Raw genomic sequence first — 15,206 nt, forward strand, 5'->3', positions numbered from 1 at the left:
GCGCACATGATAACTGAAATTGGAGGCGTTTACATGAACGGTTGGATACAGGCGGGTACGGTAGAAGAGCTCCGGGAGCAGGGGCCCAAGTTGATCAAGGGTGGGATCGTAGTATTCTATCATGAGGATGAAGTGCATGCGCTCGACAACCGGTGCCCTCACCTAGGTTTTCCGCTTCACATGGGAAGCTTATGCAATGGAATTGTGACGTGCCATTGGCATCATGCGCGGTTCGACGTATGCAGCGGCGGAACGCTCGACCCCTGGGCGGACGATGTTCCGGTTCACGACTCGACCGTTCTTGAAGGTTTGATCTGGGTGAATCCTAACTCCCGGAATGGCAATCAAGTAAAAATGTATAAAGACCGCCTGCAGAACGGTCTAGAGCAAAATATCGGGCTCGTCATAGCCAAGGCCATCGTCGGATTACTGGAGGCCGGCGTTCCGGAAACGGAAATCGCCGCCATCGGAATCGAATTCGGGGTTAAGCAGCGCAGACAAGGGTGGGGATCCGGATTGACGATTCTGACCGCGATGGCGAACATATTGCCCAAACTAGATAAACAAGGCCGTATCCTTGCGTTGTTTCAAGGATTGCTGCATACGGCGCGCGACTCGGCCGGAAGCGGAACGCGCTTCTTGCTCGATCCGCTCCCTGATACAAGCGTCTCCGAAGAACGGTTGGCGACATGGTACCGCGATTGCATAGAGGTTCGGGATACGCGCGGCGCCGAACGGGTGCTTCTAACAGCCATGCAGAAGGGTGCGGATGAGAAGCGATTATTCTCTATGATGAGCATGGCGGCGACGGACCATTTCTACATTAACGGGGGCCACGCGCTGGATTTCCATAATAAAGCGTTCGAAAGCTTAAAACACGTCGGGCAAGAGCAACGTAAATATGTCCTCGCCTCGCTCGTTCCGATGTTCGGAGACGCCTCGCGCAGTGAAGAGCTTCACAGCTGGCAGTCTCCGGTCGATTTGGTTCAGCCCTTGAAAGAAGCCTTCGAGGAGCTATCTAGTATGGGAGTTTCTTCTGGAAAGAAAGTCGTCGACGACGAAGATCTGCTCCGAACGCTGCTCGGAGACGATCCGCTGCAGACGGTTCGCGTGTTGAAGGAAGCTTTACTCGGCGGTACTTCTCCGGTGCGCATCGCGCAAATTTCCGCATTGGCAGCGGCGGAACGGATCGTCCGCTTCCATACGCAAAACGATTTCGGAGATTGGATTTCGGTACTGCATACGTTTACTCATGCTCACGCCGTTCACGAGGGCTTGATCCGTTCCGCCGATCCATGGATGGTTCGCGGCATTTTCCATACGGCGGCTACGATTTACCTCGACCGGTTCTTGAACATCCCGCCTGCTCCGAGACCGTCTGCCATTAGCGCCGCGGAAGAAGTTCCGCATCCCGAGGAGCTGCTCGATATTCTCGACAAGCAGCAGCAGGTGGCGCCGGCGGCGGCGTGGGCGATCCGTTATTTGCGCGGCGGCGGAAAGCCTGAGCCGTTGTTCAACGTATTGGGTCATGCGCTGCTTCGAGAGGATGCGGAATTCCACTCCTTCCAAATGTTCGAGGCGGCCGCGGCGGAATATGACCACTGGGCTTCCGAGTCGGGCGCTTTCGCCGAGAAAGCCTGCGAAACGTTGATTCTTGCGATGACTCGTTATTTGGCGGCGCATGCTCCGACTTCCCGCGAGACGCCTCACACGGCGAAAATTGCATGGCGGCTCCATCGCGGCGAGAAATTGTTCGAAGAAGCGTAGACGGTGCGGGTCAAGTTCTTGTCTGGGCAAGCGACAAGAACTTGACCCGTTTCTTGGTGCGCGACAAGAATTGGATCCTATTGGTTAGTCGGACACGATATGTCCGACCGCCTTCGGTATACTGAGGCTGTAAGTCAATTCATACAGGGAGGCGGTACGCGATGCAGATTCGAATTGCGACGCATGACGATCAGCGGATGGCGGTCATTCAAGAGGCGGCGCGGCAGTTTCGCAACGACCATCCAGGCGTCGCCATCGTGTTGGAGTTTGCGCCGGATCGAAAGACGATGCGGCGGCAGTTGGCGGAAGGGAACGGGCCGGACATTGTCGAGTGGGAAGGGGCAAACATGGGACAATGTCTGGACGGCGGACTGTTGTCGGATTTGTCCGATTTGATCGCGCGCGATCGTATCGACATGGGCGACTACTACCCGAGCGTTCATGAGGCGGTGCACTCGGACGGACGGATCGGAGCGATTCCGGTGATGGCCGATACGCTCGGCGTCTTTTACAACCGGGACCATTTCGACCAAGCGGGGCTCTCGTATCCGGGAGAAAACTGGACGTGGGAAGAGTTCACGGATGCGGCGGAGCGTTTGACGCTCCGGGATGAGCGGGGGGATATCCGGCGCTATGGCGCGTTCGCCAGCTTCGGTTACATGATTTACGTCGAACCGGTCGTCTGGAATCGCGGCGGAGCGTTTTTGTCGGAAGACGGGACGGCGTTGGACGGCTACTTGAACAGCGAAGCTACTATCGAAGGGGTTCGTAGTTATTTGCGGTTGATCGACCAAGGGTTGTCCCCGCGCATGGAAGTCGGCCGCGATTCGTGGATCGACTGCTTTATTCACGGCAAAATGTCGATGTACCTCGATGCGAACTGGGCGATCCGGCCGATGAAGGCGGAGCAGCGGGCGAAATTCGGAGTAGCCGGGTTTCCGCGCGATCCGGGGAAGCCGAATTTGTTTGAAGTGTACGGCTACGGTATTTCGCCGTCATGCCCGGAGCGAGAACTGGCGTGGGCGTTTTTGCGCAAGCTGACTGCGCCCGGCGGCGAAATCGGCAAGCTGTGGTCGGTACTCAAGTTGGCCGTTTCGGATACGGCGGCGGAGCACAGCGGACAGACGACGGACGCGTTATATGCTCCGTTTCTGCGTGAGCTGCGCTCTGCTCGACTGAGCGCGTATCAGTGGCCGAATATGATTCCTGCGTTCCATTTCCGCGACACGTTTCGCACGATGGAGCATGCCGAAGATGTAGAACAGGTGCTGCGAGCTGCGGCGCGCCGGACGCCGAAGCTGCCCGCCTTCGATCCGGTCCGGTTCGAGTGGTGGTAGTTTCGGTCGCAGGCGCGTAATCGGAAGCGAGAGGAGGGCGTACGGCTGTGAGCAATATGCACCGCATCCTGTGGTTCGATGAGCAAATTCGATCAGGGAACTTCCCGAATGCGAAAGCGTTGGCGGAACATTTCGAAATATCGGTGCGGCAGGCGGGACGGGATATCGAGTATTTGCAGGACTCGCTGCGCGCGCCCATGAGCTACAACGCTAGGCGCCGCGGCTATGAATACAACGATGCAGCGTATATTTTGCCCTCTGTATTTTTAACGGAGACGGATATTCGTATCGTTAACTTTCTCATCTACAAATACGAAGAAGCTGTTAAATCGATAGGATACGTGGATGGGTTGGACCGGGTCGTGCAGACGCTCAAACGATTCGTCCCGTACCAGCCGGAGGACAGCGAGCTGCCTGCGTTCATGGTGGACGCCAAGACGGCGCAGCATAAGCATGACGTCGATCGGGCGATCGATCGCGGCCACAAGCTGCGCATCGTTTACGCCGATAACTCTGGCGAGCATGTAGTAGACATTCACCCGTACCGAACGTATTCTCGGGTGGAGCCGGCGTATGTGGCCGTGATCGCTTGGTGCGAGCAATCCGGCGAGGTGGAGCATTTCCGCCTCGATCGAATAGAATCGATCCGATACAGCGGCCAGTCATACTTGCGCTGAGCGTAGCGGGAGTTATGTCCAAGCATATTTTTGGAACACCTCTTTTCGCAATCGAAAAGACCTCAATGCCACGGTAAATGGTGGCTGATTACCGTTATGTTTGAGGCAGCGGGCATTTTCAGGATGTACGTTCCACACCGGTGTTTTATTTGGATCAAACGAAATATTCAAAGCAGTCGGAAGCGGGGAACACAATAACATACCGGGCACTTGGCGGCGGTGTGCCCGTTCCAGTTTCCGTAACCTCTTATGGGGACCGCAAGGAAGTCATGATCAAGGGCGAAAATTATAGGATAAGAAGCATGCAAGGCGAAGGCAACTCTCGGCTATCCATCACTTATCCGAGCGGTAAAACGTATACAGCCGAGCGGTTTACCGGCATGTACATGGTGTATGACGAGCAAGGGGAATGGGTGACGCCGGCCACTAGGTACATTGACGACACCCGAATTCTTACGCCCGGCGAAGAATATTATTTGGCGAACGATTTGATCCGTGCGGCTTACGAAGAGCAGCATACAACGAACGGTAACCTGTTTTACTTCAATCTTTATGTAGAAAACCTGGAGCCGACCGATTTCTATTTGTTTATGGCAAAAATCGGTGCGTGTTTGGTAATGGGTGCCCCAGTTTTCTTATTTATCAAGTCTTTATAACCTAACGCTACTTTTGCAGACCTCGGGGGGTTGTCATGCGATTGCATAAACTAGCCAATACGGGAATAAGCGTTCCAGTAATAGGCCAAGGCACTTGGAAATTCGGCGAGGATAAGCATCGGGAAAAGGACGAAATTGAAGCCTTACGTTTCGGCATAGAAAATGGGCTGACTTTAATCGACGCTGCCGAAGAGTATGCAAACGGCGGGTCGGAAATAGTCGTCGGAAAGGCAATCCAGGATATTAGAAACGATGTATTCCTTGTAACGAAGGTCTCTGCAAAAAATTGTTCGTACAAAGGTGTCCTTAGAGCGGCGGAGGCAAGCTTAGATCGATTAAAGACAAGCTACATTGATTTGTATCTACAGCATTGGCCGAGTGATCAGTACGATGTTTCAGAAACGATGGGGGCAATGGTTGAATTAGTGAATAAGGGCATAGTTAAATATGTCGGGGTGAGCAATTTCTCAACGGATTTAATGGAAGAGGCTCAACATCACTTAGGCAAAGTCCCTTTGGTTTGTAATCAAGTCGGATACCATTTGAACGATAGAAGCATCGAGAGCGACGTGTTGCCCTTTGCCAAAAAACAAGGGATTACGATTATGGGGTATTCGCCATTCGGATATGCACCAGGCGTATTTGGGATGAAAGGATTTCCCAAGATCGGATCGCCGGAACGAAATGCGTTGGACTCCATAGGAGCAAAGTACGGAAAAACTGCATATCAAGTGGCGTTAAACTGGGTGTTACGGCAGGAAGGATTAATAACAATCCCCAAAGCGGCGAACAAGGAACACATCGTCGATAATCTTGGCGCGTTGGGGTGGGAGCTGCAAAAAGAAGATATTAATGATATTGAGATTCACTTCCCGATCGATCGGCGATAGCGTGGGAAGGCGAAAGACGTTTCAACCGAACTCAAGTAGGCTGCGCGAAGGATTGTTTTCCATTCGGCTGTGCCTTACAATTCAAAGTAGAGCGACCTCCATGACGGGTTTTGGGGCATGCCCCGACGCAGCCCGATCTAACCGAGGCGCTCTTCTTTTGTTCTAAGACCCAATGCGACGAGGTGACCGACGCGCAATGTCCATGGAGGAGAATTCGTCCCGCCTGTTGGCGGATGCAGTGGAGCGAACGAAGCGTCGCTCGCTCGTAGGTCGAGAACGAGAAATCCAAGCGTTTCTTGACGTTCTGTCTTCGCAAGATCCGGAGGAGCGAATCTTGAATGTGTACGGAACAGGCGGCGTAGGGAAAAGTTACTTGCTGGACGAATTTCGCAGCCTTACCGAACATGCGAAGGTGTCCTTCTTGTATGTGGACGGCCTCGCGTTCCCGCGCAATCCTTCCGGGTTCTACTCGTACTTGGTCCGATTGCTAGCCCGACCGGATCGCGAGATTACGGAGATCGGCTCGGCACAGGAGCAATGCAGCTCCCTTCTGCGGCAAGCGGCCGCTCCGGGAAAGCTGATCCTCGCGATCGATACGTTCGAAGCCTGCGGGGAGCTGGAAGGATGGCTGCGGGAGGAGTTTCTTCCCAGCCTCCCGGACGGAACGCGCATCGTCATTGCGGGGCGATTGCCGCTGCAGGGCGAATGGCTTTCTTCGCCGACTTGGGGGCGGACGATTTATCGGCTCCCGCTTCGGGATTTGCAGTACTACGCCGTAAAGACGTATCTGGAACGGGCGGGGATCCAAGGGGATGAATCATTGCGGCTGATTTGGGCGAAAACCAAAGGCCATCCGCTTACGCTTTCGCTGCTCGCATCCACGATGCTCGCCCGGTCGGCAGACGCGCGGCCGATATCGAACGAACCGGATATTTTCCCGTATGTCGTCTCGACCTGGCTGAAGGAGGTGCCGGATCCGGACATCCGCGAGCTGGTGGAGGCGGCCGCGGTGCTGCGGCATTTCAACCAGGAACTGCTGAGCTTCGTATTGGAAAAGGACGTGGCGACCGATCGATTTTTACAACTGGTCGGGTACTCTTTCTTCCGCCGAACCGACCGCGGGTGGATCATGCACGACTTGCTGCGAGACGCCGTCGCCCGCGAGTTGCGTCATCGGGCTCCGGATAACTACGAGAAACTTTGGAAGCGTTGCGTGCTTCATTATTACCTCCGGATTCGAAGAGCTTCCGCCAAGGCATCAATCGCGTGGGAGACGTTGGAGTGGGTGTATTACATCGGCGATCGACTGATCCGCACGTTGTTTTATCAACATGCCGCGGTTTTCACGTTGGAGCCGGTTCACGCTTCGAACCGGCTCGAAGCCGAACGATTTCTGGATAACCGGCGCCGCTGCGAGAAGGACGTTCGCATCGTCCAGACCGACCCCGAGTCGAACGAACGATACGAATACGAGATCAAGGCGGAGGATGGGAAGCGTTGGCTTGCGCACTTTTATATGCAAGAGCTGCTCGAATTGGACTCGAACATCGTGAAGCTGATCCGCGACGCGCATGGGAACGTATGCGGCATGGCGGTCCTGATCCCCATTCATGAAGGGACGCTCGACTACTTATTGACGCATCCGCCTTCCCGGGCGTATTTCGCGAGCCTGTCCGAACCGATGCTTAAGGAGCTAAGAACGCAACGGGAGGCCGCCGCCGGATATTTCATCCCGTCGATCGACGTGACCGATTTCGGCGACGATGCCATGCGGGAAGCTGCGGGCCTTACATTCATCTCTTCTATGCTTCCAGCCGGATTGGTCGTGACCACCTCGCCGCCGATCCCGTTTTTATATAACGCATTCCTAAGCCTAGGTTTCGAACCGGTGAAGGACGTATTTCATCGCGATTACGACGACGAGATGCCCACCCCGTACTTCGCTCTGGATACGAGAGGCAGGAAGCTGCTCGATTACTTAGGGAAAATGACGGCTTCCTTCGGTTGGATGCAGGAGCAAGCCGCCGCGGATGCGCTTCGGCAGCAACTATCCAAGCGGGAGCGCGAAGTGACCGAGCTGTTGCGGCAAGGCAAGACGAACGCGGAAATCGCGCGGGAATTGTTTCTTAGCGAGGCGACGGTCAAGAAACACGTTAATAATATTTACAGCAAGCTGCAGGTGAAAAACCGGATCCAATTGATGAACAAAGTTCGGGAACGAACCTAGACTCGATCCCTTCCGCTACGCGGCAACGCGAAAATACACCTTTCGGATACTGTCGCCCGGCTCGGAACGCTGGTACCCTTAGGTTGTTCTGAATCGTAACGGGAAGGGGAATCGGGAATGCGGTCGTTCCGGAAAAAGTCGGTGTTGACGGTTGCGTTCTGCGCCGCCATGTTGACGAGCTCCTTGGGCTCCGCTTACGCGGCGGTAAACTTAGAACCGATCAACGCTTTTTTTAACAGAGGGGTTTCTTTCGTCTTGAACGGGGAGCGTTGGAAGCCGACGGATGCCAACGGCAAGGCGCTCAATGTTGTCTACTACGAAGGGGCCAATTACTTGCCGGCCCGGGCGTTGGCGGAGGCGCTCAAAATTCCGATCGAATACGACGCCGCCGCGCAGACGATTTATATCGGATCCAAGCCCGGGGCGAAGACGCCGATCTTCGCCGCGCCGATGGAAATCGATAATATTTATGCGATTCTATCGCGCGCCTCCGCGGACACGCTGGTGAACGGCGTCTCTTATCAAGAGGTGTTGAAGATCGACCAGTACGGCGACGTCTACTTCACGATCGACCGGAAGTACAAGCGCCTCGTTCTGGATGCAGCCGTCGTCAGCCCCGGCGAACACGAGGTCGATGTTTCGCTTTACAATGCGTCCGACTTAGCGGGGAACGCCGCCGATACGGTGCTTGAGAAGCATACTGTAAGCCCTGAGGACGATTCGACGCGAATGAGCTTCAACGTCGAAGGGTTGGAAAAAATCCGCATTCATGTGCAAAGCCCGAACCTGAATCCGTATATTTACGCCCGAATTCTGGATACTTCGTATTTCGATAACGGGGAGACGGCGAGTCCATGAGCGCGGTCCGCAAAGCGTTCGCTCTGACGCTCGCATGCTTGCTGTTTCTCGGCTTCGCGGCGCCGACGCCGCGGGCGAACGCGGCTGTCGTCACGCAGTTCAATATTTTCTTCGACGAAAACTATCTGATCGCCGGACTTCCGTATTCCGCGAATTTTACGAGCGACCGGCATCAGACGACGCAATTCGTCTCCTCTTACCAATACTCCACGAATAACGGTCTCAATTGGCAATCCTTAACGTTGCAAGACGCCGAGTGGGTAACGTTCAGCTTGCCGATCGACCCGAATGTGACGTCGGCGCACATCCGCGTAAGCGTCGATTTCATTCCGTTGCTCGGATCGAGAACGTATTCGGAGAAGACGATCGGTCCGATCCCGATTCTTCAGCCGGGCGATCCGTCGGATTTCAAGGCGACGCCGAACGACGACGGGACGGTGACGCTGCGATGGAGCGACAATGCCAACATGGAGTCTTCTTACCGGATCGTGCGCTCCGGACCCGACGGCGACAAGACGTTCGACGTGCCGAACACGACGGATCATATCGGTCCGCTTACGTACGTCGATAAAGATACGAACACGGCCAAGAGCACGATCTACGTATACTCGCTCACGCCTGTAATCGACCGCTACGACCTGCCGGAAGATATTCGGCCCGGGGTCGTCTGGACGACGGTGAAGACGAAGGCGCCGATCCGGCCGATCGATGCGATCGTGAAGGACGTTCCGATTCTTATCCAGAAGCCGCCGGGGAACTTCGACATCTATCGAATCGATCCGGAGCTCAGCGCGAACATCTCCGATTATTTGGGTAAATTCGATATTGCGCCGACGGAGGAGTTGCCGCCTGCGGTGAGCGGCGTCCGGCTGGATCAGACGTCCGTCGCGCTGCTCGTCGGGGAGGGTCAGACGCTGCTCGCGGACGTGTCGCCCGCCGACGCGCCCGACCGAACCGTCCTCTGGAGCAGCGACCGTCCGGATATCGCCGAGGTGGACGGTTCGGGCAAGGTGACGGGCAAATCGCCGGGTATCGCGCGAATTTCCGCCGCGACGAAGGTCGGCGGCTTTACCGCAGTCTGTATCGTAACGGTCGTAGGGGATGCCTCTCCTCCGACACCGCCCGTGCTTCCGGTCGTCGACTTCCCTGATCTCACGGGGCATCCATCGAAGATCGAAGTCGAGAAGGCGGTGTCGTACGGCGTTGTCAAGGGCTATGAAGACGGCACGTTCCGGCCTGACGGCAGCGTCACACGCGCGGAGTTTGCGAGCATGCTGGTACGCGCACTGCAGCCGGAAGGGGAAGGGGCGCCGCTCGCCTTCGATGATAACGCCATGATCGGGGACTGGGCGGTTCCGGCGGTGCGGAAGGCCGTAGCGCTCGGCCTTGTCAAGGGTTATGAAGACGGCACGTTCCGGCCGAACGCCACCATCACGCATGCGGAGATGATCGCGATGGTCGTTCGCGCTTCCGGTAGTCTTGCGGTCGATACGGGGAGCACCGGCTTCGCCGACGACGCGGACATCCCGGACTGGGCGAAGCCGTCCGTCAACGCGGCGCAGGAGACCGGCATTATTATCGTCGGCGGGCTGCCGAACGAGCGATTCTCGCCGCATGCGCAGACGACCCGCGCCGAAGCCGCTGCAGCCATCGTCCGGATGCTGGAAATTCAATAAGAAATCACGAACCCGACGGCCGACTATCGGCCGTCTATTCTTTGTTAGGTCTTTCGCAAGAAATTAGTTGCAATAACAACCTATTAGGTGTATTGTTGTATTAGTTGCAATAGCATCCTATATAGGGAGGAATAATGTGAGCGAACACTGGAGGCAGGATGACAAGCGCGCAGCGGAATCGCACGGTCAATATATCTCGGCCATCTACCGACACATGCAGGTGGCGATCTCATCCGAGTTGGCACCATATCGAATCGGAAGCGGACAGTATATTTTTCTAATGGCGATAGCGTTCCGGCAACCCATCACCCAAAAGGAGTTAAGCAAGAACCTGCTCATCGACAAAACAACGACAGCCAAAGCGATTACCAAGCTGGAAGCAGAAGGTTATGTAAGGAGGGAAGCCGATCCTGCCGACAACCGCTATCATTTGCTCTATTTGACGGATTCCGGACGCGAGGTGGTACCTAGGGTGCAGGAAGCGCTGGCCCGCGTTAAGAACAAAACGCGGAAAGGGATGACCGACGAAGAGTATGACTTGTTAATGAGCTTGCTGAAAATCGTGCTTCGCAATCTAACCGAGCAGGAGGGGACGTAATGATCAGCGGATACGGGAGAACGGACTTGACGGAACAACTGTCGACTTGGGCGCTATCGAGTTAGCGCGTTCAAAATATGACCTAACAATATCAAAAGGGAGATGAAACATGATTAACGAGGCATTCCCTTACGAAAAAAAACGCATACAAGTATTCGAATCGGAGATGGCATACGTGGAGGAAGGAAGCGGCGACCCAATCGTCTTCCTGCACGGCAATCCGGCATCCTCCTATCTCTGGCGCAACATTATTCCTTACGCCAAGAAATTTGGCCGCTGCATTGCGCCCGATCTCATTGGAATGGGGGATTCCGCGAAGCTTCCGGAGAGCGGGCCTCACGCGTACACCTTCGTCCAACACCGCCGCTACCTTGACAAGTTACTCGAACAGCTTGACGTAGGCGAGCGTGTAACTTTCGTAGTGCACGACTGGGGGGCGGTACTAGGTTTCGACTGGAGTAAGCGCCATTCCGACGCGGTCAAAGGCATCGCTTACATGGAGGCGATTATTAAGCCTCGCAGTTGGGTTGAAATGCCGGAGAACGGGCGGAAAGTCTTCCAATCGCTCCGGACGCCCGAAGGAGAGAAGATGGTGCTGGAGCAAAATTCGTTCATTGAGTTCAACCTGCCGGTCAACATATTGCGCAAGCTGTCGGAAGAAGAGATGGCACAGTACCGTCGACCGTTCCTTGCGCCGGGCGAAAGCCGCCGTCCAATGCTCAGTTGGGCACGCCAACTTCCGTTCGACGGAGATCCGGCCGATGTAACGGAGATTGTCGTCGCAAACGGGGAATGGTTGGCGCACAGCACGGTTCCCAAACTATTCGTTCAATGCGATCCCGGCTTATTGCCTCAATCCCACATCGATTTCTGCAGAACATGGCCATCGCAGACCGAAGTTACTGTGCCGGGACGCCACTATCCCCAAGAAGACGCACCCGATAAAGTTGGAGAAGCGCTTGCCATATGGCTGAACGATATACGTTGCCGCCATAACACATGAAACGAGGTTACAACAGATGGAAAGCAAATTGCCTTTATTTATCGTAACGGGTGCAAGCGGTTCTGGGAAAACATATGTCATCAAGGAATTACGGAGAATGATGCCGGAATATGATATTTTTGACCCTGATCATCTTATTGAATTTATTGGGCATGATTGGGAGAAAATGCGGAATATTTGGCTGCGGGTTGCAAGAAACATTGCTCAAAGCGGACGCATGACTATCATATGCGGAACGTTGATGCCTTGGGATATTGAAAAGTGCGTGGATTTCCATTTCTTTAAGCATGTGTATTATATAAATCTACATTGCGATGAAGTAACACGCGAGAAACGGTTGCGCGAAAGAAATTGGTCGGACGAAGAAATACAAAACCACAAACACTTCGCAAAACGATTGCTTGAGATTGCCGACGAGGTTTATAACCCGCCTATGCCTACGATTGATACAACGGATACGGATGTAACCGTCGTCGCCTCCCGGATAAAAGAGTGGGTACTCCAATATACTTGACCCAAACAAAACGAGGCCCCTTCAAAAAGGGGCCTCGCAATATTACGCAAATCGAGTCCAAGATTTCAAGGTTTGAGCGACGTCCGCGCCTTCCGTGATCATCCGGTGGATGTCTTCATTGATTAATTGGCGGGAGGAGTTCCACTTCTCGCTGATGTAGAAGCCGCTCGTTTGCACGCGATCCAGTTCTTGTACGTAACGCGACCAAATCGGGTGCTGCGTCATGCCGCTTGCGTCCGCCAGAGAGCGAGTGACGGGTAGCGTGCGCGCCGATTCCGGGCGGAAAGGCTCGCGGCGGTCCAACGCGTAGCGTCGCAGAAACTCCCAAGCGAGACGCGGCTGCCTCGATTTCGTCGTTACCCCTGCGGCCCCCATATATATCATGTTGGACTGCTCGCCGCCTGGCATATTCGGCAATCCGACGACGCCATATCGGTCGGATAGCCCGTGAATGACGACGCCGCCTGCAAACCAGGTAAACCCGAAAATCATCGCGAAGCCTTGATGCAGCTCGCCTGCTTCCGAAGGCTCTCCAGGATTGCGGATGACGCGATGCACTCGATAGGCGTCGATCAGCTTCCGGAATGCCTCAATAACGGCTGGCTGATCCACGTAACCTCGCGCGGTGGAGCCGTCAGCGGACAAGTATCGACCTCCGTTCCGCATCACGAAGGGCTCGTACTCCTCGATATCGACGCCGAAGCCGAAGCCGAATTGGCGCGCCACCCCGTTTTCGCCCCGGATCGTGAGCTGCTTCGCCATGGCTATCATGTCGTCCCATGTCCAATCGTCCGTCGGATAGGGGAGTCCTGCGGCATCGAACATGTCTTTCCGATACAGAATGAGCGGAAGCGCGACATCCACGGGCAATCCAGGCAAATTACCGTCTTTGCAAGCGACTCGCATGAGTCCCGAGTTCAAATCCTCCATTAGACCCGGTACCTCCTCCGCGTAAGGGAGCAGATCGACGAACATGCCTTTGTAGTTGAAAAGAGCCCACCCGCCGGATTCGATAATATCCGGAGCTTCGTCCGATTTATAGGCTTGCATTAATTCGTAATGGTCGGTCGCTTGCTCCAGAACGATTTGTACTTCGGGATAATCGCGCTCGAAGGAAGCCTTCGCGTCCATGAGGTTGTGCAAGTGGTGAAAGTCCGTCATCAATCGAATTGTCGTCATTTCGCTCAAAGTGATTTCCCCTTCTCCAATTGGTCGACTGCTTTTTCCAAGTAACCGATCGCTGCGGCTTCGAAGGCTTTGGCTTGCTCGAGCCATACCGCGCATTTCTCGCAATGCTCGGGAGACAGCACCTCCGCCGTTCGCATGAACGGCACCGCAGCGCTGAACTCGCCCAAAGCTTCGCCGGCTTGTTCATACGCTTCCGAAGCGAGCAGCGCAAACCGCATCGCTTCGCCTTGCAGCGGGACGCCTCGCAAATAACGGGCGGCGTAGGATCTTGCCTGCGCATATACGGCAGCAAGCTGGCCGACCCCGTACCTGTTCGGCGGAATGGCGGGATCCCCGCGCATATGCCGGATCCATCGATCGTAAGCGGACAAGCCTGACGTATAAGATAAATATGCAGTCATCGGGCAATAGGCGCGCGGGTTTTTCGCATGCTCGACGGCACGGCGAATGCTGACCTCCGCCATATGCCGCCTCGCTGCATCTCTTGCATGTAAAGCGGGCAGCTTCACCGACTCTTCGATCCGGTTGACCGACGCTAAAAACCGAACCGGGTTGAGGGCGATATCCTCGTAAGTCAACGTTTTGCCATCCGGCTTCATGACGTCGGTCAGTCGTACGGTTCGCTTTTCATCGTCGTAGCCGTAAATCAACGACCATTCGTGCACGTACGGCCTGGAAGCGGTCGTGTCGAAATAGATCACGGGTTTGCCGGCATCGATCGCTCTGCGGATGAAAGGGATAACGGCTTCCTCGATCGGCAGCACGACCGGAAACCTCTCGACGGCTCCCAACAACGGTACCGGCGAATCCGCTAGTTGCCCGCACAGCAGGGAGACTTCGTATCCGAGCTCCTGCATGAACGACATTAGCGTTCGCCGCCAATCGAACATGTAGATGCCGTCCGCGAACGTCGTTTTATCGGAAATCTGAATGCGAAAGGCGAAGCCGGATAGGCCCATTAACTCGGCGGTTTCCCGCTTGTCGCCTATCGCGGCGAGCAGATGTCCGATTCGATCGACGAAGGATTGCATGACGGCATCCGATGCCGGCCATTCCGGCAATGGGAGCAGCCTGCTTTTGACCAATGCCATTCCTCCCTTGTCAGGTAGTAGGCCGAGAGAGACGCGGATGTGCTCTTGTCGCAGCTTTTGGCGGGAGCGGTGGATATAGGTATAGATGGAGCCAGTCGTCATCTGGTACATGGCGGCGATTTCGTCCGGACTCAACTGCTTGAAAAAGTACGCCTCGAAAATATCCCGCTCTTTGCGGTTCAAGCAGTTCAGCACCGAATGGATCGTCTCGTAGAGCTCTTTGCGCATAAGAGACTCCGCGGGATCATGGACGTTCTTTGCCGCGTTAGCGGCCGTCCGCGTCAAATGGAAGAGCACGCTGTCCAAGTCGTCCCAATCCACCGAGTCCGCCTCGCTATCCGGCAAACCGAACGCCGCGAACGGTTTCTCCCGCTTGTACGGGCCGCCCCGCCGTAGACGCATGTTCGCTTGGTTGCGAACGATTTTATGCAGCCAAGGCAGAAATCGGCTCGTATCGTGCAGTGAACCGATGTGCAGAAAGGCGCGAATGAGCGCGTCCTGAACGATGTCGTCGGCCATATGCGGATCCCCGGTCATCCGCTCGGCCCACATTTTCGCCTTGCTCCGATGCTGCTCAATCAATTCGCCGAACGCTTCCGTATCGCCCAACTGCGCTCTCTCCGCCAGCATTCGGCGGCGGTCGACTTCATCCGCTTCCCCGCGATCGGTTTCAGCGTTGAAGTTGATGCTGTAATCGTAACTGCTCACATGTCCGACCTCCGTG

Annotated in this window: 13 protein-coding genes; 11 read left to right on the top strand and 2 right to left on the bottom strand. The window is 55.3% G+C overall.

Going from position 1 to position 15,206, the window contains the following annotated elements:
• Nucleotides 1-33 precede the first annotated feature (33 nt).
• The 11 genes from FE782_RS10820 to FE782_RS10870 all read left to right on the top strand — a co-directional run bounded on the left by FE782_RS10820 (nt 34) and on the right by FE782_RS10870 (nt 12,203).
• Nucleotides 34-1,767, top strand: coding sequence for a Rieske (2Fe-2S) protein (locus FE782_RS10820; protein WP_138194105.1), 1,734 nt, complete (start codon nt 34-36; stop codon nt 1,765-1,767).
• 161 nt (nt 1,768-1,928) lie between these two features.
• Nucleotides 1,929-3,104, top strand: a complete 1,176-nt coding sequence (locus tag FE782_RS10825; RefSeq protein ID WP_138194106.1) for an ABC transporter substrate-binding protein — start codon at nt 1,929-1,931, stop codon at nt 3,102-3,104.
• A 56-nt stretch (nt 3,105-3,160) separates the two neighbouring features.
• Entirely contained in the window at nt 3,161-3,781 is a 621-nt protein-coding gene (locus FE782_RS10830) for a helix-turn-helix transcriptional regulator (protein ID WP_238392429.1), read from the top strand.
• Between the two features lie 149 nt (nt 3,782-3,930).
• Nucleotides 3,931-4,437, top strand: a complete 507-nt coding sequence (locus FE782_RS10835) for a hypothetical protein (RefSeq protein WP_138194108.1) — start codon at nt 3,931-3,933, stop codon at nt 4,435-4,437.
• A 35-nt stretch (nt 4,438-4,472) separates the two neighbouring features.
• Entirely contained in the window at nt 4,473-5,327 is an 855-nt protein-coding gene (locus FE782_RS10840; protein WP_138194109.1) for an aldo/keto reductase, read from the top strand.
• A 196-nt stretch (nt 5,328-5,523) separates the two neighbouring features.
• On the top strand, nt 5,524-7,554 hold the full coding sequence (locus tag FE782_RS33095; protein ID WP_158299337.1) for a LuxR C-terminal-related transcriptional regulator: 2,031 nt from the start codon (nt 5,524-5,526) through the stop codon (nt 7,552-7,554).
• Between the two features lie 117 nt (nt 7,555-7,671).
• On the top strand, nt 7,672-8,412 hold the full coding sequence (locus tag FE782_RS10850) for a stalk domain-containing protein (RefSeq protein WP_138194111.1): 741 nt from the start codon (nt 7,672-7,674) through the stop codon (nt 8,410-8,412).
• The gene (locus tag FE782_RS10855) at nt 8,409-10,088 is read left to right on the top strand and encodes an S-layer homology domain-containing protein (protein WP_138194112.1); all 1,680 of its coding nucleotides are present in this window, start codon (nt 8,409-8,411) and stop codon (nt 10,086-10,088) included. The genes FE782_RS10850 and FE782_RS10855 overlap by 4 nt, the downstream gene beginning before the upstream one ends.
• A 136-nt stretch (nt 10,089-10,224) precedes the next feature.
• Nucleotides 10,225-10,686, top strand: a complete 462-nt coding sequence (locus FE782_RS10860) for a MarR family winged helix-turn-helix transcriptional regulator (RefSeq protein WP_238392421.1) — start codon at nt 10,225-10,227, stop codon at nt 10,684-10,686.
• Nucleotides 10,687-10,795: 109 nt separating this feature from the next.
• Nucleotides 10,796-11,689, top strand: a complete 894-nt coding sequence (locus tag FE782_RS10865; RefSeq protein ID WP_138194113.1) for a haloalkane dehalogenase — start codon at nt 10,796-10,798, stop codon at nt 11,687-11,689.
• A 16-nt stretch (nt 11,690-11,705) separates the two neighbouring features.
• Entirely contained in the window at nt 11,706-12,203 is a 498-nt protein-coding gene (locus FE782_RS10870; RefSeq protein WP_138194114.1) for an AAA family ATPase, read from the top strand.
• Nucleotides 12,204-12,245: 42 nt separating this feature from the next.
• Here FE782_RS10870 and FE782_RS10875 read toward each other — a convergent pair whose 3' ends face one another.
• Complete coding sequence (locus FE782_RS10875) at nt 12,246-13,382, bottom strand: extracellular solute-binding protein (RefSeq protein WP_238392431.1); 1,137 nt, start codon at nt 13,380-13,382, stop codon at nt 12,246-12,248.
• A gap of 5 nt (nt 13,383-13,387) precedes the next feature.
• Nucleotides 13,388-15,190: an RNA polymerase sigma factor gene (locus FE782_RS10880; protein ID WP_138194116.1), complete on the bottom strand. Its 1,803-nt coding sequence runs from the start codon at nt 15,188-15,190 to the stop codon at nt 13,388-13,390.
• Nucleotides 15,191-15,206: the final 16 nt, after the last annotated feature.

This window comes from Paenibacillus antri (assembly GCF_005765165.1).
Taxonomy (GTDB): domain Bacteria; phylum Bacillota; class Bacilli; order Paenibacillales; family YIM-B00363; genus Paenibacillus_AE; species Paenibacillus_AE antri.

Excerpts from the sequence above, each read along its gene's own strand:
- FE782_RS10820 (WP_138194105.1), top strand. The coding sequence starts at position 34 with ATGAACGGTTGGATACAGGCGGGTACGGTAGAAGAGCTCCGGGAGCAG.
- FE782_RS10825 (WP_138194106.1), top strand. The coding sequence starts at position 1,929 with ATGCAGATTCGAATTGCGACGCATGACGATCAGCGGATGGCGGTCATT.
- FE782_RS10830 (WP_238392429.1), top strand. The coding sequence starts at position 3,161 with ATGCACCGCATCCTGTGGTTCGATGAGCAAATTCGATCAGGGAACTTC.
- FE782_RS10840 (WP_138194109.1), top strand. The coding sequence starts at position 4,473 with ATGCGATTGCATAAACTAGCCAATACGGGAATAAGCGTTCCAGTAATA.
- FE782_RS33095 (WP_158299337.1), top strand. The coding sequence starts at position 5,524 with ATGTCCATGGAGGAGAATTCGTCCCGCCTGTTGGCGGATGCAGTGGAG.
- FE782_RS10850 (WP_138194111.1), top strand. The coding sequence starts at position 7,672 with ATGCGGTCGTTCCGGAAAAAGTCGGTGTTGACGGTTGCGTTCTGCGCC.
- FE782_RS10855 (WP_138194112.1), top strand. The coding sequence starts at position 8,409 with ATGAGCGCGGTCCGCAAAGCGTTCGCTCTGACGCTCGCATGCTTGCTG.
- FE782_RS10865 (WP_138194113.1), top strand. The coding sequence starts at position 10,796 with ATGATTAACGAGGCATTCCCTTACGAAAAAAAACGCATACAAGTATTC.
- FE782_RS10870 (WP_138194114.1), top strand. The coding sequence starts at position 11,706 with ATGGAAAGCAAATTGCCTTTATTTATCGTAACGGGTGCAAGCGGTTCT.
- FE782_RS10875 (WP_238392431.1), bottom strand. The coding sequence starts at position 13,382 with ATGACGACAATTCGATTGATGACGGACTTTCACCACTTGCACAACCTC.